Source organism: Microbacterium schleiferi (assembly GCF_020781975.1).
In the GTDB taxonomy this organism is placed as follows: domain Bacteria; phylum Actinomycetota; class Actinomycetes; order Actinomycetales; family Microbacteriaceae; genus Microbacterium.
Genome location: NZ_JAJGNI010000001.1, coordinates 127,656 through 147,530, shown reverse-complemented (window position 1 = coordinate 147,530; position 19,875 = coordinate 127,656). Strand labels below are relative to the sequence as shown.

Genomic DNA, 19,875 nt, shown 5'->3' with positions numbered 1-19,875 from the left:
TGCGACAATCGCGCCCGCATCACCGGCCACCGTTCACCGCGGCCTGAATGGCGTTCTCGAGGTCATCCCATTCCTGCAGCTCGGCGATCTCACCGTCCACAAAGAACGTCGGAGTGCTGCTCACCCCGAGAGCACGCCCCTCCTGGAAGTCCGACTCCACCCGCTCTGCCGTCGACGGGTCAGCCACAGCGGCATCGTAGGCGGCCATGTCCAGCCCGAGCTCTTCCGCGAAGCCGCGGAACAGGTCAGCGCGCGACTCCTGCGCCTCGCCCCACTCCGCCTGGGTCTCGAACAACCGGTGGTACATGTCCTCGAACCGGTCCTGCTGCGCCGCTGCCTCGGCGGCCAGGGCCGCGTTCTTCGAGTTGAAGTGACCTGGGAGCGGGAAGTACCGGACGACGTAGGTGATCTCCCCCGCGAACTGCTGCCGCAGATCCTCCACGATGGGGTAGAAGGCGCCACACGCCTCACACTCGAAGTCCAAGAACTCCACCACGGTGACGGCACCCTCGCCTCCGTCATCGAGAACATGCGAACTTTCTCGCAACACCTGCGGCGGCGAGGATCCTTCCCCAGAGGCAGGGGTTTGACTGCGGTCGATAAGGACGTAGATCAGCGCGGCCACAACCAGCACGGCTACGACGGCAGCGGTGACGAGGGTCACCTTTAGAGGGGTTTTCACGGGTACTCCAAACCAAGACACGGCACAGGGAAGATCCCGGGCACGCAGCCCGGGAAGCACCACCCCGCGGGGCGGCGTGCCAGAGTTCAGGTTCGAGAAAGACCCAACTGCGTCAACGACAACACCACCGGATGCGCGCGCAGGGCCGGCACAGCAAGCAGCGAAGGCACCCGCGACACCTCACTGAGAACGGGCGATATCCGTCGACGCCACAGCGTTCGCAAGGCCACCATGAACGTCAGGCCACACAGAACACCGAACACACACAACGCCGCACCGGCCAGCGCGTTCGATTCGGACCATGCGCCGCTGGCGGCTTCCTCGTGCTCTGCGGGGGCGTCGGCCACCGGTGCCACGTGCGGGTCCATCAGCCCGGATACCATGAGCGGAATAGACGCCGCCTCGCTCGATTCCGAATGCGCCGTTGCTGCCAGACCGAGCATCAGTAGCAACGTCAGACCGACGCTGGTAATGAGTCTCATTATCAACCACTGCTCGTTCAGCGTCGCGGAGCGCGGAATCCGGGCCGAAGAGACCATCCCCCACAGCCTACAGCGCACACCAAAGAGCACTCAAATGCCGCCACATCTCTGCTGGCGAGCGGGCGTCCGAGTCCCTTCCCGGTCCTCTTCGGCCCGAGCTACTGCGGGCCCCGGTCTACAGCTGTAAGGGTCACCTTCGGCTAGCCCGCCGGAACCGGTGCGTGAGCACCGCGGCGACGATCGCGAAAGTCGTGGCGGCTAGGCCGGCGGGCACGAGCAGATAGGGCACGACCGCGAGCATGGAACGACTCAAGGGGCTGTCAACGGGGATGAGGCTGGCGAGGGTGCAGATGAGGCTCACAAGCGCCAGGACGGCCCATTGGCGGCTGCTGTAGCGGAGCACGCGCACGCCGGCGCCATCGTGCCACCACAGCCGTAAGGGCTCGGGGATCTTCACGACTCTCTCCTGTCGGTGGCTCTATTGTTGCGCGCGCACGCCCCCGGCCGGGGCTGTAGCGCATGCGGCTTCAGCGACTGGTACTCCACCTACCGGGTAGCCGAAACCACCGCCGCAGCGAAGATCATCATTGACACCGCATCGGACCAGATCCTCGGCGCACACCTCCTAGGCCCCGGCTACTCCGAACTCATCAATACCTTCGGCCTCGCCATCAAACTCGGCCTCACCACCCGCCAACTCAAATCCGTTACTGCCACTTATCCCTCCCTTGGCTCGGACCTCGGATCCCTGCTGTAATAGACCGCGAAATCGCTCGCTGTGACTGGGCGAGATAGCCTTCCATGGTTGGTCTCTGCTGAGGACGCAATTCAGGTCCGTTTCGAGGCTCGCCCGGTCCTTCTGACTGGCCAGGATTACGTTCGCCACAGGGAACCGAGGTTGAATCGGCCTGGCGTATACGCGGCATCGGCTGGCTGGGCTTGGACTGCCGGCTACCGATTACCGAGGAGATATTGACGCGATGAGCTCGAATGAACGTTGACGCGGCCACCCAGTGCTCATGCTGTGGCAGAACGATGCCGCGGTTCAAACTGCATGAGTTGCGCGACGGAGCGGCCTACCTGTGTCGCCGATGTGGCCTGTGGATCGCCGTGCGGCTGCGCAACGACAGCGTTCGCTAACGCGCCCTGGCACGGCTGGACGCGAGTAAGTCTATTGCTGGTCGTAGGGAGCAGATGCCTGGAGCGTAGCCGCGCCATGCTGGCGCTCACCAGCTGTCATTTCTGGCTGAGCCATAGCGCGGCGCACGGACGCGGAGCTGACGTGGAGGGTCTTAGCGATCGTTTCCCACGTCGCCGGGGGGTTCTGAGCGCGCATCTGCCGAGCGACCTCGACCCGCTCAGCGCTCATCACCGTTGGCCTCCCACCGACGCGACCCTGGGCGCGTGCGTACTCCAAACCCAGCCGAGTGTTCTCCCGAATCGTGTCCACGCGCAGCTGTGCGAATACTGCGACGATGCCGAACAGGGCTCGGCCCATCGGGGTCGTGGTGTCGATCACCGGTTCAGTGAGGCTCTTGATATCGACGTCCTTGTCCTCCAGCTCGTGCAACGTCTCGATCAGGATGCGCTCGGTCCCGCCAAGCCGATCGAGGCGACGCACCAACAGCACGTCGCCGGCGCGGAGGTAGTCCATGCACGCGAGCCATTGCGGCCGGTCCTTGACCCGGCTGGAGTCGCCGTGGTCGACGAACACACGCTCCGCTCCTGCCGCGTGCAGCTCGGCCTTCTGGGCGTTCGGGTTCTGCTCACGCTTGGACACTCGGGCGTATCCGACGACGGTCATAAGGCCCTCCCCTGCTCCGCTTCACGGCCAAGCATCGTCGGCCGACGCGAGCGGCCTGTCGACGTCGACCGTGCCGAGCGTCCCGGCGCGACGCTGTTCAGGTTGGCGAACGCGCGCAGCTGCTCCATCCGTTCCGGGGTGAGCCGGCCACCCGCGGCTGGTTGCACGATGCGGTCGAAGATTCCGCGCAGTTCGGTGAAGTCCTGTCGTTCCATCGCGGCACGTGACGCCTGGTCGTTTTCGGCCCCGGTGACACGGCTCCAGTCGAGGTCGAATCCGGCGCCGGCGGCGATCTGCGTCCAGAAGATCCGTTGTGTGCGCCCGTTGCCCTCGCGGAACGGGTGCAGGTAGTTCACCTGGTCGTAGTGGTGCGCCAGACGATCCACGAATCGGTCACGGTCCAGGCCGTGCAGCTGGTGCTCGTCCGCGAGTTCCGCGAACGCGAACCCGGCGCCGGACTCCAGCCGGGACACCGGCATGAAGAACTCCGCGCCCGGGTCGGTGCCCTTGCGTATGTCGACGGTGCGCAACTGGCCGGCCCAGTCGTAGACGTCCTGAAAGAGCTGCCGATGGATTGCCTGGAGCTGGCGGAGATCTCCGGTGACTTGCACCGGGCGGGTAATCATCTCGGCCCGTCGCCACTCGGTCAGTTCCGCTTCGGCACGATCCAGCGTGGCGCGGTCGGTCAGGCCGAGCCGGTTGCGGAGGATGCCCGATGCGGGCTCGAGGTACGGGTCGACGAAATCAGGCAAGGCCCCAGCGGGCCCGTGTGCGGCGTCCCAACTCGTCGACGTCGAACTCCCCCGCTGCGTAGGCGGCCGCGTCGGCGCGGTACTCGGCGCCGGCGGTGAGGCCTTCCATCGCTGAGCTGTGGGCGGCGTCGGCCACGACGCGCTCGCGCAGCTCACGCTCGGGTGCGGAAATGGTGCTGGCGATCTTGACGCTCATGGTGGCCTCCCTCGTTGCTTCTAGTCTACCCGACTTGCTCAAAAACCTATAGGGAAGGTTTTGCACAGAATGGGGTTTTGACAAGAGTTTTGAGCATCGAAGCTTCCCCGACATTTCGCGGCGTGCACCGTGCGTCGCTCGGACTGCTCAGAATCGATCGTTTTCGGCGGGCGTCCTCTTAGCTCGGTGAAATTTTTGCCAGCGGCTTCTGGGCACCCGCTTTCTCCGCCGCCAGATGCATCGTTCCCATGCGTGTGGAGTTTGACGCTTTGTGGCGGCGTTCTGTGATCGCACGGTGTCGCAGACAGGGCACAGTGTTGGCCTGCCCGAGGAACCATGCGGCCTTGCCGACACTCTGACACGAGGCCCAGTCGAGGTCCTCGACATCCGTGATCGTCAGACCTACCAGCGTGAGGGGCGGGAGCGTGAAGACATCGGCCGGTCGAGACCGGCCGATGTCTTCACGCGCGGAATTCTGGGGCATCTTGCCCTCCTTCGTACTAATGTGCCGCGGAGTCTAGGGGCACGCGACGGCATATCACGGAGGTTGGCGACACATCTTCAGAGGTCGCGATAGGGCGACGATCAGGCCGCCTCCTCCTGGCGGCCGAAAGCGGCGTGCAGGCGGGCCGCGACCGCAGCGTCCGACGATGCGTAAGCGTGCGCGTATCGGTTCGCGGCGGTCATTGTCGTATGCCCCAGTCGCCGCTGAACATCAACCACCGACGACCCCACCGCGTACGCGAGGGACGCCCCTGTGTGCCGCAAGTCGTGCCATGCCAGCCCGAGCGACTCGAGTCCTGCCCGCTTCTGCGCTCGCCGGAACATCTGGCCCAGCCACGTGCGCGTAAGGATGCCGCCGTCTTCCGTGCAGAACAACAGCGAGCCCTCGGATGACCCGACGTACGCCTCCATGTGACGTCTCAACTGCTCCATGACGAACTCGGGCAGCGCGACCACACGTCGTGATCCCTCCGTCTTGGTCCGCCCGAAAGTGGGCTTCTGCCCCGACAGCTCCAGGATGGCTCGCTCCACTCGGATCGTGCCCGCGTCCAGGTCTACATGGCGACGAGCCAGCGCCCTGAGCTCACCCGAACGCAAGCCAGACCAGGCGGCAACGATCACCGCTGCGGCGTAGCGTTCCGGCATCGCATCCGCGAGACTACGCACCTGCTCAGGGGTCGCGGGTTTGCGCTCCGCGGACTTCACTGTGGCAGCCCCACGAATCCGACACGGATTGCGAGGAATCAACTCCTCCCGCTCCGCCGTCGCGAGAACCGTCCGCAGCACCGCGTACGCCGCAGCGACGGCGGCAGCGCCCGTACCGCGCCGCGTTCGCTTAGTAAGGGTGGGACAGCCAGCGGCATTCCACGCGAGCACGATGTGCTGGGGCAAGCGTCCAGTAGGTGCCACATCCAGCCCAGTCGCCACAGCCCAGGCGCGAATGCTGACCGCCGAGGGCTGCTCCTGTCCGGCCCCGGCTGCTGCGGCGGCGTCCTTCAGACAGCCAGCCCGCCACGAACGCACCTTCGCGGGCGTGATCTCGCCCAGTCTCTCCTTCCCGAGCCTTGGGAGCACCCACTTGGTGAGGTGCCTGCTGTAGTTCTCAACTGTGCGCGGCGAGAGGTCGGCGCTGTGGTCCGAGAGCCAGGCCGCAACGTAGGCCGCGAGCGAGTCCTCGCTCAGACGCGGGTCAATCCATGTGCCTCCGCGCAACGCGCGTTCCTGCTCACTCAACCAGTGGCGGGCGTCATCGCGCGTCGTGAAAGTGCGTGGAGCCCGAATCGTGCGGCCGTCCCTACGAAACAGTGCACGGTAGCGCTCGCCGCGCTTTTCGACGGAGCCGAAGTCGTTCGGATTGCGACGGGCCAGCCCCGTCTTGCGGCGCGTCACCTGCCCGACTCCATCGAGAAGGCAAGCGCGGCCTCCAGAGGGTCAGCGAGGGCCCCCGGCCTGGCGGCCAGCGCCACGTGGTGGTCGACATACTCGCGCAAGTCGTCGGGGTCGAACCCTTCATGCTCGATCGCGTTGCCCCACGTGCTGCAGAGCGCGGCCACGTCATCGAAGGAGGGCGCCGCTTCCGCGGCGTGGTCCGCGTTCCGCGCGCACGAGCAGAAGGAGAAGAAGGGCGAATCAGTCGATTCGTATTCACGGTGGACAGAGGACATGAGTTGCTCCTTTGCGGTCCGCGAGACCCAAGAAGGGCCCCACAGGTGGTTTCCGCTGGAGGGCTGAACTCATCCAGTGCCCAAGAATGCCGCGTAATCACGCGGTTCCGGGTGTGGACCTGAGGGGATTCGAACCCCTGACCTCTTCATTGCGAACGAAGCGCGCTACCAACTGCGCCACAGGCCCGTGAACCCAGTAACACTATCACGCACGCCCCGGCGGGCTGAATCGCTGGAGCCCCTAAGCGCTGGCGGCGCGGCGGCTCAACAGATCGCGGACGTGGGCTTCGATCTCGGCGTCGTCGACGTAACCCATGCGCCCGAAATCGGGTCCCGCCGAAGCACCTGTCTCGCGCGCAGGCGCAGAAGCGGATGCCGCCTGCCGGGCACGTTCCCGGTCAGCGCGAGCGCGGTCGATAGTGGGCGGCGCAGCAGCTTCCGCCCGCTGACGCATCGCCTCATCGCGGGCGGCCTGCCGCAGCGCCTCGCGCGCAGCCACACCGTCGAGCGTTGCCGCAGCACGGGATCCTGATGCCGCAGTGAGGGGCTTGGGTAGCTCACGCGGCGCCCACTGGCGTGAGACGGGGAGCGCAACGTCCTGTACGGCGGGGGCAGCACGCACCGGAGCTTCCACGGTGACCTGGGAGCCCACCGCGGCACGGGACGACACGCGCGCCATCTGTACGAGCATCGCGGCGCATACGGCGAGGATGCCGGCCGACCACCACAACAGCGTCTGCGACCCGGTCGTGGCGAGCAGCCAGAAACCCCATCCGAGGAATGCGATGGCGACAAGCCCGACGATCGTCGTCAACAGCCGCGCGCGGCGGCGAGCGCGTGCGCGGCGGGCAGCAGGCAGCGACCGCGCGGCGACGAGTTCGGAACGGGCTTCCTCCACCGCTGCCTGCTCACGTTCCGCGGCAGCGAGCTTCGCCAACCGCTCGCGCTCAGCGAGCGCGCGCTTGGCCTCCCGCTGCTGGGCCTGTGCCGTGCGGGTGGTGAGTTCGAGCCGAACCTCGTCGGGCGTCTCGCTCGTCTCAGCGAGGACGCGTAGCGCCTGGTTCAACCGGACGGCATTACGTTCGGCAGCGTCGTACTGGCGGCGCTCGTACCAGGAGGGCACCAGATAGACGAGCCACAGGAGCACGGAGACCGCGACGATCACGCCGCCTCCGAGTACCTGCCCATCCATGATCCATACGGTATGCGACGGCGGCCCACGATCCCGGGATCCCACGACGTGTGTCGGTGCGGGTTCGCGTCGAGACGGCTCGATTCAGACGGGCATTCGGTCTTCGGGGGGAACTGTTGCGGCATCCGGGGGTACGTGCCCCGACGCCCACCGGCGCAGCACACCCTCGGGAACGTCCTCACGAACGAGCGCAAAGGCGTAGTGGTCGCGCCAGTCCCCGTCGATGTGGATGTAGCGGCGCCGATAGCCCTCGTACCGGAAGCCAAGCTTCTCAACGACACGCAGGCTCGCGCGGTTCTCGGGACGGATGCAGATCTCAACCCGATGCAGGTTGAGATCCCGGAAACAGATGTCGGTGGCGAGGGCGACCGAGATCGGCGTCACGTTGCGGCCGGCGAACTCCTCGGCGATCCAGTACCCGATGGTCGCTGAAGCGAGAGAACCTCGCGCTATGCCCCAGACGTTGAGCTGACCCGTGACCGTACCGTCGTACTCCATGACGTAGGGCACACCCGCCCCGTCGCGGTGTTGCTGCAACAGGCGACGGATGCTGAGCCTCATGTCGAACGAGACCGGTCCGTCGGGGCTTGTCGCCTCCCACCGGCGCAGCCACGAACGGTTATCGAGCAACAGCTGCTGGAGCACGCGAGCATCCCGCGGTCGCACGAGCCGGATCGACACCGGGCCGTGGTGGAAGGGTGACGTCAGATCCACGTGACCCCTCCCGCCCGGGCGGCGCTACAGGGTCGCCGCGAAATCCTTCAACCAGGGCTTCAGCTCGGCACCGAGGTCCTCGCGGTCCGAGGCGAGCTGAACGATGGCCTTGATGTAGTCAACCTTATCGCCGGTGTCGTAGCGGCGTCCTCGGAAGATCACGCCGCGCACGCCGGGTCCGTCGGGGTCCTTCGCGAGCTCTTCGAGAGCGTCGGTGAGCTGGATCTCGCCGCCCTTACCCGGCTCGGTGTGCTCGAGCACGTCGAACACGGTCGGCGCGAGGACATAGCGGCCGATGATCGCAAGGTTCGAGGGAGCGTCTTCCTTGGCGGGCTTCTCGACCAGGCCGCCGACGGTGACGACATCCGGGTCATCGGTGGGCGCGGCAACCGCGCATCCGTACAGGTGGATCTGCTCGGGGTCGACCTCCATGAGCGCGACGATCGCGGCACCGGTGCGACGGTGCTCATCGAGCATCTTGACCAGCAGCGGGTCGCGTTCGTCAATCAGGTCGTCGCCCAGGAGCACAGCGAAGGGGTGGTTTCCGACGTGCGACTTCGCACGCAGCACCGCGTGCCCGAGGCCCTTCGGTTCTCCCTGGCGCACCATGTGCACCTCGGCCAGGTCTGAGGAGTGCTCGACGGCGGCGAGCTTCTTGCCGTCACCCTTTTCGCGCAGCTTCTCTTCGAGCTCGGGAACCGAATCGAAGTGGTTGGCGATGTTGTTCTTGTTGCGCCCGATGATGATCAGCACATCCTGGATGCCGGCAGTCGCGGCCTCTTCCACGACGTACTGGATCGCCGGCTTGTCGACGACCGGCAGCATCTCTTTGGGCATGGCTTTGGTGGCAGGAAGGAAGCGAGTGCCGAGGCCCGCCGCGGGGATCACTGCCTTGAAGGGGAGATCAGACATGGCCCTCACTCTACCGAGAGGCTATGAACGCGATGTGACGGATACGCGACGCGCCGTCACCCCTTGACATCGGATGCCGAAGCCTGCCTGCGCACGCAAGCAGCCTAGAATCTACGCATGTCTGATGCGATCGCCGATGCCAAGCGTGCGATGCGCGCGGATCTCCGAGAGCGTCGGCAGACGATCTCCGAAGCCGCCCGGCAGGCCGCCGCGGAGGGGATCCGGACCCAGCTCGATGCGCTCGTGGAGCGCTTGGGCGCAACATCCCTCTCGTGCTTCCTGTCGACGACGACGGAGCCGGGAACCCGCGAGTTCGTCAATGCCGCAATCGACCGCGGCTTGCGGGTCCTGCTCCCCATCACCCGCGCCGACGGGCTCCTCGACTGGACAGTCGCCGAGCGCGACGGCAGCGAGGTCGAGGGGCTGTTCGGGATGCCGGAACCGACCGGTGAACTCCTCGGCCCGATCGCCGTGAACGACGTAGACCTCATGGTCATTCCCGCCGCCGCCGTCGACACGACCGGCATGCGGCTCGGCTGGGGACGCGGCTACTTCGACAAGACCATCGGCTCGATGGAGCGGTGCCCGCCCGTCTACGCCGTCGTCTTCGACGATGAGCTCGTCGCGGAGGTCCCGCGAGACGTGCACGATCAGCCGGTCACCGGTGTCGTCACGCCGACCCGCATCGTCGACCTGCATCCTCCCCACACCTGATCCCTCGCACCGACCGAAAGACCACCGATGCCTACCTACGCCTACGCCTGCCGCCAGTGCGGCCACCGATTCGAAGCCGTGCAGTCCTTCACGGATGCCTCCCTCACCGAGTGCCCAGAGTGCGGTGGATCGCTTCGCAAGGAGTACGGATCGATCGGCGTGACCTTCAACGGGTCTGGCTTCTACCGCACCGACTCCCGGACGGGTGCCGGCGCTGGCAAGGAGTCCGGCTCGAAGGATTCCGGCTCAAAGGACTCGGGTTCGAAGTCCGACAGCTCGAGCTCGTCGTCGAGTTCGAGTTCGTCGTCGGGATCTAGCACCTCGACAAGCACCGCGACCGCCGCCAGCTGACGCTCCATCACGAAGGGACCGCAATGATCAAGGGATTCCGGGAGTTCATCCTCCGCGGCAACGTCATCGACCTCGCGGTCGCCGTCGTCATCGGCGCCGCCTTCACCGGCATCGTCAACACTCTGGTGTCGGCGTTCATCAATCCGCTGATCGGTCTGTTTTTCGCCGCTGACAGTCTCAACGAGGCGCTGGCGGTGCCTGTGCCGACCCTCGGCGGCGGCACCGTGACCTTCGCCTTCGGAGCGATCATCGGCGCGGTCATCAACTTCCTCGCGGTAGCCGTGGTCGTCTACTTCGTCTTCGTCATGCCGATGAACAAGCTCAAGGAGCGCGCCGCGGCCCGAGAGCAGCTGCCACCCGAGCCCGAGCCGATGCCGAGCGAGGCCGAGATCCTCATCCAGATCCGCGACCTGCTCCAGAAGCAGAACGACGCCACCCCGCCGAAGCCCTGACGCGAGGCATCCTGCCCCGCGTCACTGCCCGCGAACCCACACTCTCCCTGCCGAGCCCACAGGATTCTCTGGCCGGACCCTGTGGGTTCGCGGCGGGATGTGCGGTTCGGCGCAGAGGGCGGGTAGCGCGCGAGCTCAATAGTGCGGGGGGACGTCGGCTCGCAGACGATCGTCGTTGGGGCCGGTGTCGGATGACGTCGTCGGCGCCCCCGATGACGGGTCGGCGTCGGCATCCGGGGCTTCTGGGGCGACATCGGTCCCCGGAGCCGGAGTCAGACGCGCGCGGCGTGATCCGGGAACGCGCTCGACGCGCTGACGCTCATCAGGCGACGACATCGATCGGTTGCGTGTCACCCTCGGCAACGGGCGCTTCGACCGTCACCCCGAGGATGCCGGCAATCCGCTGCGCGACGCCGCCGGGGTCGCTGTACAGATCGAACGAGTGCACACGCACGTAATGCCAGCCCAGGCGCCGCAGGATCTGCGGGCGCAGCCGCAGCGATTCGCGCAACGATCCGCCGATCGTCTCGGGATCACTTTCGGCGACCACGGCCTTGCCCTGATGATGCGCGACCAGCGGCAGCAGGCCCCGGTAATTCACCTCGACAGCAACGCCCAGGCGCCGCAGTTCCTTCGCGAGCGAGAGCATCAACGGGTCGCCGTCATCCTCCTGGCGAGACACCCGAGCGCGACGTTCGACGTCTCCCAGGATCGACATGAGGGATGCCGCGCCGTGCGCGAGGCGACGGTCATCGACGGCGCCGGGACGGATGCAGGACACGATCACCATCGAGCGGCGAGCACGCGTCATCCCGACCGTCAGAAGCCGCTCACCGTCGGCGCTCGACAGGTCACCGAAGTCGCTGAGGACACGCCCGTGGCGAGTGAGTCCGAAACCGAGCGAGAAGATGACGCGGTCGCGGCTCTCAGCCACCGACTCTTCCAGCGTGAGAACCGAGAACGGCTCGGCTGAGTCGCGCGCGACGAAGTCGGCGACGTCGGACCGTCCCGCGAACGCGCGGTCGACGGCGGCACGGATGCGGGCAGCGTGCTTCGCGCTGGCGGTGATGACCATGAGCGATTCGGACCCGCGGTTGACCGCGTGCTCGACGACAAGGGTCACCACCCGGGCGACCTCGGCATCCGGGCTCTCGACCGCGCCGGATTCGGGGTCGGGCACACCGATACCGCCCTCGACGTAATCCACCGAGAGACTTCCACGTCCGAGGTAGGAACCGGCCCAGGGCAGGGAGACGATCTCGCCGCCGTAAAACGCGCCGTTGACCAGTTCCGCGAGGTCCTCGCCGCCCGCGCGATAGCTGCGCGTGAGTGTTTCAACGGGCAGGATCTCGGCAAGACGCTCGAATACGCTCGCGTCGTCGAACGGCTCCTCCGGCTCGTCCTCGGCGGTCGGCGTCCCGGCTGCCACCCGGAACGCCGTCGGCTTCTGGGTCACGGGATCGCCGAGCGCCACGATCTGGCGGCCACGACGGATCGCGGGGGAAGCCTCGGCGAGGCTCAGCGATGCGGCATCCGAGATGATGACGACGTCGAAGACGAGGTCGTCGGGGATCGCGGGCACTTCGTAGGGCGAGGCCAGCCAGACCGGGGCGAGCGAGCGCATGAGTGCCGGCGCCGTTGACACGACGGTGCGCGGCGACGTCCTCCCCTCGCGCAGCGCCTGCTTCAGCGCCGCCGCCTCGTGCGGCTCATCAACGATCCCGACCCGCCACTGGGTCGCCAGTTGGGCGGCCAGGAGCTGCCCGGATGCCGCGGCGTGCGCTTCATCCACCAGACGGAAATCACGCTCCAAGCGGTCGACGACTGCCGTGTTGGCGCCCAGGAGCGCTCGATCGCTGCGTAGCAGGTGCTCGAGCGCCGACTGCCACCACGCGTATTCGAGCTCACCCGCGACCTGCTGCTCGGGAACGTGTCGCACCGAGAGGTCGAGAAGAAGCGGCTCGAGGCCGAGGGAGGCCAACTCACTGCGCAGGCTCGCGCGTTCCATGAGGTTTTCGAACACCTCGGACTCCGCGGCCAGTCCAGCAAGGGTACGCACGAGGGTCTTCACCGGAAGCGACGACAGCGCCTGCGACCCTGATCGCCCCAGGACGGCATCCAGCTCGCTGAGCTCGGCATCCACCCGCTGCCAGGCAACCGCGACATCGGCAAGGCCGAGCGGGATGTCGGGAACGACGTTCGCCTCGACGTAGCGCTGCCACTGCTGACGCTGCTTCTGGATGCGAACGAGCGCCTCATACATGTCGCCGACGTGCACGCCGGGGCGCACGTATTCGCGAGAGAGGCGCCGGAGCCGCCGGCGGTCTGCTCCGCTGAGCGTCGAGGTGTCGCGGCGCGGCGCGTGCGCCTGAATGAGGTCGCCGATCGGCCGTTCGAATACGGTCGGGCTGAAGCGGTCGAGGGAGTCTCGGATGCCCTGCAGCAGCCGCAGGTACTCGCCGAGTTCGCCGACACTCTCGAACGGGCGCATGTGGGTCTGCCCCAGCAGGACGTATCCCCGCTCCAGCAGATGCGGAAGGTCCATGCGGTGGAGCTTGCCGGCCAGCGCGTGCGCTGAGCGCGCCTGCTCGGTCGTGGCAAAGCTCACGCCGTACCAGGGTGAATCCGACGGGCCGATCCGGAACTCGCCGAGGCGCGCCGCCGACGCAAGCTTGGCGGCGGCATCCTCTCGTCCTTTCGCGAGGCGCACGAGAGTCTCGATGTCCAGCCGCGCGGTCGTCGTCGGCGGCTCCTCGCGCTGGGCGAGCGCCGACAGCTCCCGCAGGATGTCGAGCACCGACGCACCGAGCGCGTCGTGGCGGTCGGCCAACGACGAGCGGTAGTCGCGCAGCACGGTGCGAAGGCGCACGAGCGCGTCATCGATCTCGGAGACTTTGGGGGCGACTGCCTTCTCATTGCGTCCGATTGCGCGGACGAGATCCCGCTGCAGTTCGCTGGGCGAGACAGCAAGTCCCGGTAGACCGACGCCGGCGAGGCGGTGACGAACACCGTCGAGCGTCGAGCGGCGAGCGCTGACGACGAGGACCCGCCGCCCTTCGCGCACGAGCGCTCCCACCGCGTTGATCACGGTCTGGGTTCCCCCGGTTCCCGGCAGCGTGTGAACCACGAGGGATTGGCCCGCAATAACCCGAGCCAGCACGGCTTCCTGCTCGGCGTCGGCGTCCAACAGCAGGGTGTCGGCGGCAGGGACGCGCTCGTCGGGCCCGGGCATCACAGGAACCGGCCGGCGCAGCGTCACGGCTTCCCGATCGGCGGGATGACCGGCGAGGGCGTTCAGAACCGGGTGGTCCAACTGGGCCGAGTCGCGTGCCATCGCGGAGCCGACGTCCACGAACGTCGAGACCACAAGCCGCGGCTTGACCACAAAAGACGGAATCTGCGCCATGAGCGCCCGCAGGTGATCGATCACCGGCTGCGGCTTGAAGACGCCCTGATCGTAGGCAAGACCCGACAGGGCGTCGCCGTCGAGTTCGATCCCGAAGTGCATCCGCATCGCACGCAGCAGTTCGGGATTGACCTGGAAACTGCCGTGCAGCTTCAGTTCGAAGTCGGTGTGGTGACGACGGATCGCGAGTGGGCGCAGCAGCACGGGAGCGATGCACTCGAGCCCCCCGATGCGCCATGACGCGATCCCGACGGCCAGGCGCACGGCATCGATACCGCGGGCCGTGCGCAGTTCAACGTTCTTGGTGGTGATCCGCTCGGCGGCCCGCCGAGCGGTACCGAGGGCGACTTCGTCGCGGAACAGCCCCGACAGAAGTGTCGATCGTCCCGTGATGAACTGCGGCAGACTTCCCGGGTGTGCCTTGGTGATCTCGATTCCGGCATCCGGTGCGTCTGAGAAATGCAGGAGCGCAGAGCGACCGCCGAGGTCCGCTGCCTGGGCGCGCAACCTCTCACGCTCCTGCTCGGCGATGTGGACGATCGTCGCGTCGGTGTCGGCGAGAGTCAGGTCTGCGGGGTCCACTGACACCGCACGCATCGCACCATCAGCGCCAAGGATGACGCCACCTTCTGCTCGCACCACACGGTCAGACTAGGTTGCGCTCTCGATGCGTCCCGGTAACGCACCACGAGTGTTGCGGTATTGCGCGACACGCCGCATCCGTCAGGGCTTCCTCCCCCGCCGCCGATGTGGCCATACTGTCCACCGCGGCAACCCGTTCCGCATCCGAACCCGCATCGCCGAACAGGATGGAGACATGCCTCCTGTAGCCGTCTCCTCGACATACCTCCTGCATCCCACTCCCCTCGGAGACATCCTGATCGTCGGCACGCCCGATGCGGTCATCTCGTGTCATCCCGCGTACGACGACCCCGGTGATGACCTCGCGGCCCTGACATTGGCACTTCGGGCTGAGCCGAGCCCCGGAACCACGGATGCCGCGCTGCAGCTTGCGGCGCAGCTCGACGAGTACTTCGCAGGCAATCGGACGGCGTTTGATGTGCAGCTCGACTGGCGACTCGTGCGCGGCTTCACGCGCGACGCGCTCGAGGCTGTGACGCGAATCCCGTTCGGCGAGACCGCCGGATATGGCGAGGTCGCTGTCATGGCTGGGCGCGCGCGGGCTGCACGCGCTGTCGGCACGGCATGCGCGACGACACCGTTCTCGATCGTCGTCCCGGTTCACCGCGTCATCCGAGCCGACGGATCGATCGGAGAGTACGGCGGCCACCCCGAAACGAAGAGATTCCTCCTCGACCTCGAGTCGAACGCGCTCGAGCGAGCCCAGACCGGTCGCGCCGTGTAGGCCGGCGCAACCGACGGGACCCCCGGCGCACACCGGGGGTCCCGCACTGCGCACGTGGAATCACCGGTGGTAGCCTCATCGCTACTGAATTCGGCGACAGTGACGTCCTGGACCGACGCGGTCGTCCCGACACGAGGCGGTCGATGTGGCCCTGCGATTCTCCTCCGAGACGGAGCAGGAGTTACTCGCGCGCGCGGTCGACAGTCTTCCCCGCGTCACAAAGTTCCCGGTCGCCTTCGGCGGGCTGACCACCGACGGGCTCCTACCGGTCACCGCGACGGCCGGAACTCGGACTCGATCGCTTGCCGGGCTCGTCGTGCAACCCGAGCGGGGACTCGGAGGTCGGTCGCTGGTTGAAAAACGCGCGCGGTTGGCGATCGACTACCGCACCGCGCGGGGCATTACTCATGACTATGATCGCGCGGTTCTCGGCGAGGGAATCTCCACGCTGTTCGCGGTTCCCGTGATGGTCGATGGTCAGGCGCAGGGAGTGCTTTATTGCGGTTCGTGGGCGGAATCCGCCGTGGGCGATGTCGTGGCGCGCGCCGCATTCTCTGTTGCCGAATCTCTCGCCACCGAACTGCGCGTGAGAAGCGAAATCGAACGCCGCCTATCGAGCTTCGCGGCGCCAGCACCGACCGATATCGGCAGTGCCGCACGCGAAGAGCTGCGAGAGAGCTACGCCGAAATACGCAGCATCGCGGCCGCGATTTCGGACGAATCGGTGAAACGTCGACTCCAGACCATCGAGCGGCGGCTAGCCGCCTTGAGCGGCGACAGATCAGCCGCCACGCTGGACATACGCCTTTCCCCTCGAGAAGTCGATGTGCTCGCCAGTGTCGCGGTGGGCGCGACCAACGCGGAAGTGGCGGCATCCCTGGGGCTCCGCGAAGGAACGGTCAAGTCCTATCTGCAATCGGCGATGTCCAAACTGGATGTCTCTACCCGCCACGCGGCTGTGACAAAGGCCCGCCGTGCCGGAATTCTGCCGTAATTCGGCGTCCAGTCGCGAAAGAACGGAATTCACCCCGCGAGGGACTTTCCCCCCGACGAGCGGCTGCATTCACAATAGACTCGACATATGGCACGCAAAATTGTTCACCAACTCGTCGATGATCTCGACGGAACAGTTCTGGAAATCGGCGAAGGAGAAACACTGACGTTCTCCCTCGACGGCACGGCATATGAGATCGACCTCACCGATGCAAATGCCGCGGCGTTGCGGGATTCGCTGGCCCCTTATGTCTCCGCAGGCCGGCGCATCTCGGCATCGCAGGGCGGGTCGACCGCCGGGCGCAAGCGCCGGCGTTCCGGCCAACAGGACTACAGCGCGGTCCGCGCCTGGGCGAAGGAGAACGGCTACTCCGTCTCTGAGCGCGGTCGGGTCCCAGCATCCGTCCTCGAGGCATACAACGCCGCCAACTGAGCCGGCGATGGAGCCTCAGATCACGGGGTCCGCATCGCGCGTGGTCACCGTTGGGAGCCGTGCGATCGGCTATCGCGTGTTCGGTGACACCAGCTCATCGCGCACAGTCATCAGCGCTCACGGCGGACTGGTGAGCGCCGGGGATGCGTCGGCTTACGACGAGATTGCGCGCGACCGCGGCATCCGGATCGTCTCGCCCGACCGTCCCGGAGTCGGAATGAGCGATCGCGACCCGCAGCGGTCGATTCTCTCGTGGGGACATGAGGATGTCGGCGCCGTTCTCGACGACATCGGCGCGACCGACGCCGTCGCGCTGGGTTGGTCGGCCGGCGGACAGTATGCGCTAGCGGCTGCCGTGGCACAGGCTGACAGGATTCGAGGCGTCGTCGTGATCGCGGGCGCGCTGCCGCTGGACGACGCCGACAATCTCCGCGAGCTCAACCGCATGGACCGGCGGCTCATCACGTTGTCCCGGCGCCTGCCCGCTACAGCCCGCAGCTACTTCCATGTGATGCGGCGGATGCTACGCCGTAGGCCAGAGCAGGTTGAACGCTTGTCGGAGAAATCGCTGGGGCCCGCCGATGCGGCGATCATCCGCGCCCGTTCCGAGTGGTATACCGCCTGCATGCTCGAGGCAGTCACGCAGATCGACGGCGCGGTCGACGAGTACCGGGTCTTCGGAGCGCCGTGGGGCTTCACGCCCGCCGAGGTTTCTGCGCCGGTGACCATCATCCAAGGCGACGCCGATCAGCTCATCCGACCTGTCTGGTCTTCACGAATGGTCAGCGCGCTGCCTTCGGCAACGCTCGTGAACTTTCCCGAGGCAGGGCATTTCGTCGGACTGGCCCATCCGGATGCCGTGATGACGGCGCTCGACGAGCACCTCGGGTGATCGCGAGACCGTCAGCCGTTGGCGATGAGGCCTTGGCTCTGAAGCGCCCACGTGAGATACGGCGCGATGTGCTCTGCATACGGGACCGTCAGGTGCGTCTGGTCGTACTTGGTCGGTAGCGTCCCAGCGAACGCGGGGCAGATCCCCTCCCAACAGCTGAATGGCAGCGCGTCGATGGCATGATCACCGGATGCCGCCGCGGCGGCTGCTGTCGCCTCCCACATCGCGATCCAGGTGTCGTCGACCGCGGCCGCGCACGCCGCCGGGGACGACACCTGCGAGTAGCACGCACCGAGGTTCACTCCCTGCGGCGGCGGAGCCAGGTACACGACTCGTCCGGGCATCCCGTACGTGGCAGTCTCGGCCTGCGCCGCCGTGACGAGATCCTGCGCAGACAGATCGGTTCCTTCCGTCGAGCGCCCGAGCGTGAAGGCGTTCGAGACGACGAGCAGGGATGGCTGATCAGCCGCGATCAGTGCGCGAACGAATTCCTTGCGTTGCGGGCAGGCAGCCATGATCCCGTCGCCGTCGTTCTGCACGAGGACATCGGTGAAACGGCATCCGTAGAGCCCCATCGTGGTTGCAGAGATCTGACCGCCGCTGTTCTCGGCCATCGCCCGGAACGCTGGAGCGTAGGCCATCGCCGTCGAGTCGCCGACAAGGTACAGGTGGGTCGGCGCGTCAGCGCTCCCCCACGTGCACGCCGCGGGGTCTGGCATCACCGTCGGAGAAAAGCAATCGTGCGCCGGATTCGCTCCGGATGACTGCCCCATGACCTCGTCGAGGGACGGACGCAGTTCCGGCCACGACGTCGCCGTGACTGCCGCAGCCAGCTCCGCCTGCAGCTGTGCCGTCGGGTCTGCCGCGGGCGCCGGAGCCGAGGGATCAGCAATTGCCGGCGGCTGAATGAGCGGGCCCGCGCCGGACGTGGAATGAACCCACGTCGCTGTTGCCAGGGCGACAGCGAGCAGACCCGCCGTCGCCAGGAAGATCTGAGCCCCGAATCGCTCACGCCAGACTCGACCGGGCTCCGCCTCGACCGCAACCGGGGCTGCACCATCATGCGCAGCGGACGGCGACCACGGTCCCGTGGGGGCGGCCGGACCAGTGGACGCAGCCGAAGGCACGGGAGGCACGGCTGGCGGTGTCGCCCGGCGGCTGTCGGGGAAATACCGCGTTCCCGGCGTCCATCCCGCGGGTCGAGTCGAGGTCGCAGCACGGGCTGCGGGCCCGGTGGCCACCGGTGGCGCCGCGGGTGGCGCCACCGCCTCGGATATCGAACGATCGGGCACCCTCGGCATCCGGGCCCCCAGCCACGGGGCGTACCGCAATGGCTGTTCGACGACGAAGTACGAACCAAGGCTCAGCACGGCGATGGCCGCCAGCACGATCCAGATCATCTGATCGGACTCGGGAAGCAGTGCAGCGGCGAAGACGATGACGGGAAAGTGCCACAGATACAGCGAGTAGGACATGTCGCCGACGAAGACGCTCACAGGGTTGGTCAGCGGAAACAGGTGCCGTTGACGCGGATCTCCCGCCGCTCCGCCCGCGAGCACGAGAGAGGTTGCGATGACCGGCAGCGCAGCCCACGGCGCCGGAAAGCCGGCAGCGGTGGGTTCGATGATCAGGACCGAGACCACCGCGCCGGCGAGCCCGACCCATCCCAGCACGATCCCGACCGGTCGCGGGATGCGTGCGAGCAACGGAACCGCTGCAGCGAGAAGCGCACCGGCGGCCAGTTCCCACGCCCGTGTCAACGTGGAGAAGTAGGCGAGGGTCGGCTGCGCCTCAGTCTGCGCGAGCGCCCATACGAAGGATGCCGCGACTACCGCTCCCGCAGCGATCCCCACCACGATCCGCATTGCTCCGCGCCCACGCGCGGCAACGGGCATCAGCAGCACGAGAACCACGAGCAGACCCGGCCACGCGAGGTAGAACTGCTCCTCCACCGACAAGGACCAGAAGTTCTGCAGCGGCGACACGGCGTCGGCGGCGTGAAAGTAGTCGGTTCCCTGGGCGGCGAAGCGCCAGTTCGAGACCAGCAGCGCAGCACTGGTGGCATCCCACAGTGTCTGGTCTGCGCGAACGGTGTTGAAAAGCGCAAAGGCGGCACCGACTACCGCGCCCAGGGTGACGAGCGCAGCGGGAAGGATGCGACGGGCCCGGCGCGCGTAGAACCCCCCAGCGACACGCGGCCACGACGGCTGATCTCGGAGAGCAGCATCCCCGTGATGAGGAAGCCGGAGATCACGAAGAAGATGTCGACCCCCACGAATCCCCCGGCGGGCCATCCGACGGCGTGCGCGCCAAGCACCGCCAGGCGGCAAGCGCGCGCAGGCCCTGGATGTCGCGGCGCGGCGCGG

The 19,875-nt window shown here is 66.9% G+C and carries 23 protein-coding genes and 1 tRNA gene; 8 read left to right on the top strand and 16 right to left on the bottom strand.

From position 1 onward, the window contains the following. Positions 1 to 19: 19 nt before the first annotated feature. The 3 genes from LL236_RS00850 to LL236_RS00840 form a co-directional block, all read right to left on the bottom strand. On the bottom strand, positions 20 to 682 hold the full coding sequence (locus LL236_RS00850) for a DsbA family protein (protein WP_228176912.1): 663 nt from the start codon (positions 680 to 682) through the stop codon (positions 20 to 22). Positions 683 to 768: 86 nt separating this feature from the next. Then, the gene (locus tag LL236_RS00845; protein WP_228176911.1) at positions 769 to 1,221 is read right to left on the bottom strand and encodes a hypothetical protein; all 453 of its coding nucleotides are present in this window, start codon (positions 1,219 to 1,221) and stop codon (positions 769 to 771) included. Positions 1,222 to 1,354: 133 nt separating this feature from the next. Next, positions 1,355 to 1,621, bottom strand: coding sequence for a hypothetical protein (locus LL236_RS00840; RefSeq protein WP_228176910.1), 267 nt, complete (start codon positions 1,619 to 1,621; stop codon positions 1,355 to 1,357). 15 nt (positions 1,622 to 1,636) lie between these two features. On the opposite strand from LL236_RS00840, the gene LL236_RS00835 reads away from it, so the two are divergent. After that, a complete protein-coding gene (locus LL236_RS00835; RefSeq protein ID WP_228176909.1) occupies positions 1,637 to 1,921 on the top strand; it encodes a hypothetical protein in 285 nt (94 codons plus the stop codon). Between the two features lie 414 nt (positions 1,922 to 2,335). Here the strand turns inward: LL236_RS00835 and LL236_RS00830 are convergent, their stop codons facing one another. The 10 genes from LL236_RS00830 to galU form a co-directional block, all read right to left on the bottom strand. Beyond that, on the bottom strand, positions 2,336 to 2,968 hold the full coding sequence (locus tag LL236_RS00830) for a recombinase family protein (protein WP_228176908.1): 633 nt from the start codon (positions 2,966 to 2,968) through the stop codon (positions 2,336 to 2,338). Next, the gene (locus LL236_RS00825; RefSeq protein ID WP_228176907.1) at positions 2,965 to 3,720 is read right to left on the bottom strand and encodes a Fic/DOC family protein; all 756 of its coding nucleotides are present in this window, start codon (positions 3,718 to 3,720) and stop codon (positions 2,965 to 2,967) included. Before LL236_RS00825 ends, LL236_RS00830 begins: the two co-directional genes overlap by 4 nt. After that, positions 3,713 to 3,916 (bottom strand): antitoxin VbhA family protein, encoded by a 204-nt coding sequence (locus LL236_RS00820; protein ID WP_228176906.1) that lies wholly within the window; start codon positions 3,914 to 3,916, stop codon positions 3,713 to 3,715. The genes LL236_RS00825 and LL236_RS00820 overlap by 8 nt, the downstream gene beginning before the upstream one ends. Positions 3,917 to 4,094: 178 nt before the next feature. Further along, positions 4,095 to 4,400 (bottom strand): hypothetical protein, encoded by a 306-nt coding sequence (locus LL236_RS00815; protein WP_228176905.1) that lies wholly within the window; start codon positions 4,398 to 4,400, stop codon positions 4,095 to 4,097. A 101-nt stretch (positions 4,401 to 4,501) separates the two neighbouring features. Further along, positions 4,502 to 5,809 (bottom strand): tyrosine-type recombinase/integrase, encoded by a 1,308-nt coding sequence (locus LL236_RS00810; protein WP_228176904.1) that lies wholly within the window; start codon positions 5,807 to 5,809, stop codon positions 4,502 to 4,504. After that, positions 5,806 to 6,084: a hypothetical protein gene (locus LL236_RS00805; RefSeq protein WP_228176903.1), complete on the bottom strand. Its 279-nt coding sequence runs from the start codon at positions 6,082 to 6,084 to the stop codon at positions 5,806 to 5,808. Before LL236_RS00805 ends, LL236_RS00810 begins: the two co-directional genes overlap by 4 nt. Positions 6,085 to 6,198: 114 nt before the next feature. Continuing rightward, positions 6,199 to 6,271 (bottom strand) — tRNA-Ala (locus LL236_RS00800). A 54-nt stretch (positions 6,272 to 6,325) separates the two neighbouring features. After that, a complete protein-coding gene (locus LL236_RS00795; RefSeq protein ID WP_228176902.1) occupies positions 6,326 to 7,276 on the bottom strand; it encodes a large exoprotein in 951 nt (316 codons plus the stop codon). Between the two features lie 84 nt (positions 7,277 to 7,360). Further along, a complete protein-coding gene (locus LL236_RS00790; RefSeq protein WP_228176901.1) occupies positions 7,361 to 7,990 on the bottom strand; it encodes a GNAT family N-acetyltransferase in 630 nt (209 codons plus the stop codon). Between the two features lie 24 nt (positions 7,991 to 8,014). Then, positions 8,015 to 8,902: a UTP--glucose-1-phosphate uridylyltransferase GalU gene (gene galU / locus LL236_RS00785; RefSeq protein ID WP_228176900.1), complete on the bottom strand. Its 888-nt coding sequence runs from the start codon at positions 8,900 to 8,902 to the stop codon at positions 8,015 to 8,017. A gap of 117 nt (positions 8,903 to 9,019) precedes the next feature. On the opposite strand from galU, the gene LL236_RS00780 reads away from it, so the two are divergent. The 3 genes from LL236_RS00780 to mscL are packed head-to-tail and all read left to right on the top strand — an operon-like array spanning position 9,020 to position 10,419. Further along, the gene (locus LL236_RS00780; protein WP_228176899.1) at positions 9,020 to 9,616 is read left to right on the top strand and encodes a 5-formyltetrahydrofolate cyclo-ligase; all 597 of its coding nucleotides are present in this window, start codon (positions 9,020 to 9,022) and stop codon (positions 9,614 to 9,616) included. A 27-nt stretch (positions 9,617 to 9,643) separates the two neighbouring features. Next, positions 9,644 to 9,967 carry an FmdB family zinc ribbon protein gene (locus tag LL236_RS00775; protein WP_228176898.1) on the top strand — a complete coding sequence of 108 codons (324 nt, stop codon included), beginning with the start codon at positions 9,644 to 9,646 and terminating at the stop codon, positions 9,965 to 9,967. 23 nt (positions 9,968 to 9,990) lie between these two features. Further along, positions 9,991 to 10,419, top strand: coding sequence for a large conductance mechanosensitive channel protein MscL (gene mscL / locus LL236_RS00770; RefSeq protein WP_228176897.1), 429 nt, complete (start codon positions 9,991 to 9,993; stop codon positions 10,417 to 10,419). Positions 10,420 to 10,554: 135 nt separating this feature from the next. Here the strand turns inward: mscL and LL236_RS00765 are convergent, their stop codons facing one another. Continuing rightward, complete coding sequence (locus LL236_RS00765; RefSeq protein WP_228176896.1) at positions 10,555 to 10,755, bottom strand: hypothetical protein; 201 nt, start codon at positions 10,753 to 10,755, stop codon at positions 10,555 to 10,557. After that, positions 10,742 to 14,422 (bottom strand): AAA family ATPase, encoded by a 3,681-nt coding sequence (locus LL236_RS00760; protein ID WP_228177174.1) that lies wholly within the window; start codon positions 14,420 to 14,422, stop codon positions 10,742 to 10,744. Before LL236_RS00760 ends, LL236_RS00765 begins: the two co-directional genes overlap by 14 nt. A gap of 220 nt (positions 14,423 to 14,642) precedes the next feature. Here LL236_RS00760 and LL236_RS00755 point away from each other — a divergent pair, with 220 nt between their 5' ends. From LL236_RS00755 to LL236_RS00740, 4 genes are all read left to right on the top strand, one after another. Next, the gene (locus LL236_RS00755; protein ID WP_228176895.1) at positions 14,643 to 15,191 is read left to right on the top strand and encodes a methylated-DNA--[protein]-cysteine S-methyltransferase; all 549 of its coding nucleotides are present in this window, start codon (positions 14,643 to 14,645) and stop codon (positions 15,189 to 15,191) included. Between the two features lie 370 nt (positions 15,192 to 15,561). Further along, entirely contained in the window at positions 15,562 to 16,185 is a 624-nt protein-coding gene (locus LL236_RS00750) for a helix-turn-helix transcriptional regulator (RefSeq protein WP_308017232.1), read from the top strand. Between the two features lie 87 nt (positions 16,186 to 16,272). Further along, the gene (locus LL236_RS00745; protein WP_228176893.1) at positions 16,273 to 16,617 is read left to right on the top strand and encodes a histone-like nucleoid-structuring protein Lsr2; all 345 of its coding nucleotides are present in this window, start codon (positions 16,273 to 16,275) and stop codon (positions 16,615 to 16,617) included. Between the two features lie 40 nt (positions 16,618 to 16,657). Further along, positions 16,658 to 17,509 (top strand): alpha/beta fold hydrolase, encoded by an 852-nt coding sequence (locus LL236_RS00740; RefSeq protein ID WP_228176892.1) that lies wholly within the window; start codon positions 16,658 to 16,660, stop codon positions 17,507 to 17,509. An 11-nt stretch (positions 17,510 to 17,520) separates the two neighbouring features. Here LL236_RS00740 and LL236_RS00735 read toward each other — a convergent pair whose 3' ends face one another. Further along, positions 17,521 to 19,803: an acyltransferase family protein gene (locus LL236_RS00735; RefSeq protein ID WP_228176891.1), complete on the bottom strand. Its 2,283-nt coding sequence runs from the start codon at positions 19,801 to 19,803 to the stop codon at positions 17,521 to 17,523. Positions 19,804 to 19,875 lie beyond the last annotated feature (72 nt).

Coding starts and splice junctions, on each gene's coding strand:
- LL236_RS00780 (WP_228176899.1), top strand. CDS start 9,020: ATGTCTGATGCGATCGCCGATGCCAAGCGTGCGATGCGCGCGGATCTC.
- LL236_RS00775 (WP_228176898.1), top strand. CDS start 9,644: ATGCCTACCTACGCCTACGCCTGCCGCCAGTGCGGCCACCGATTCGAA.
- LL236_RS00845 (WP_228176911.1), bottom strand. CDS start 1,221: ATGGTCTCTTCGGCCCGGATTCCGCGCTCCGCGACGCTGAACGAGCAG.
- LL236_RS00820 (WP_228176906.1), bottom strand. CDS start 3,916: ATGAGCGTCAAGATCGCCAGCACCATTTCCGCACCCGAGCGTGAGCTG.
- mscL (WP_228176897.1), top strand. CDS start 9,991: ATGATCAAGGGATTCCGGGAGTTCATCCTCCGCGGCAACGTCATCGAC.
- LL236_RS00755 (WP_228176895.1), top strand. CDS start 14,643: ATGCCTCCTGTAGCCGTCTCCTCGACATACCTCCTGCATCCCACTCCC.
- LL236_RS00795 (WP_228176902.1), bottom strand. CDS start 7,276: ATGGATGGGCAGGTACTCGGAGGCGGCGTGATCGTCGCGGTCTCCGTG.
- LL236_RS00815 (WP_228176905.1), bottom strand. CDS start 4,400: ATGCCCCAGAATTCCGCGCGTGAAGACATCGGCCGGTCTCGACCGGCC.
- LL236_RS00805 (WP_228176903.1), bottom strand. CDS start 6,084: ATGTCCTCTGTCCACCGTGAATACGAATCGACTGATTCGCCCTTCTTC.
- LL236_RS00830 (WP_228176908.1), bottom strand. CDS start 2,968: ATGACCGTCGTCGGATACGCCCGAGTGTCCAAGCGTGAGCAGAACCCG.
- LL236_RS00765 (WP_228176896.1), bottom strand. CDS start 10,755: ATGTCGTCGCCTGATGAGCGTCAGCGCGTCGAGCGCGTTCCCGGATCA.
- LL236_RS00735 (WP_228176891.1), bottom strand. CDS start 19,803: ATGGCCCGCCGGGGGATTCGTGGGGGTCGACATCTTCTTCGTGATCTC.
- LL236_RS00760 (WP_228177174.1), bottom strand. CDS start 14,422: ATGCGTGCGGTGTCAGTGGACCCCGCAGACCTGACTCTCGCCGACACC.
- galU (WP_228176900.1), bottom strand. CDS start 8,902: ATGTCTGATCTCCCCTTCAAGGCAGTGATCCCCGCGGCGGGCCTCGGC.
- LL236_RS00745 (WP_228176893.1), top strand. CDS start 16,273: ATGGCACGCAAAATTGTTCACCAACTCGTCGATGATCTCGACGGAACA.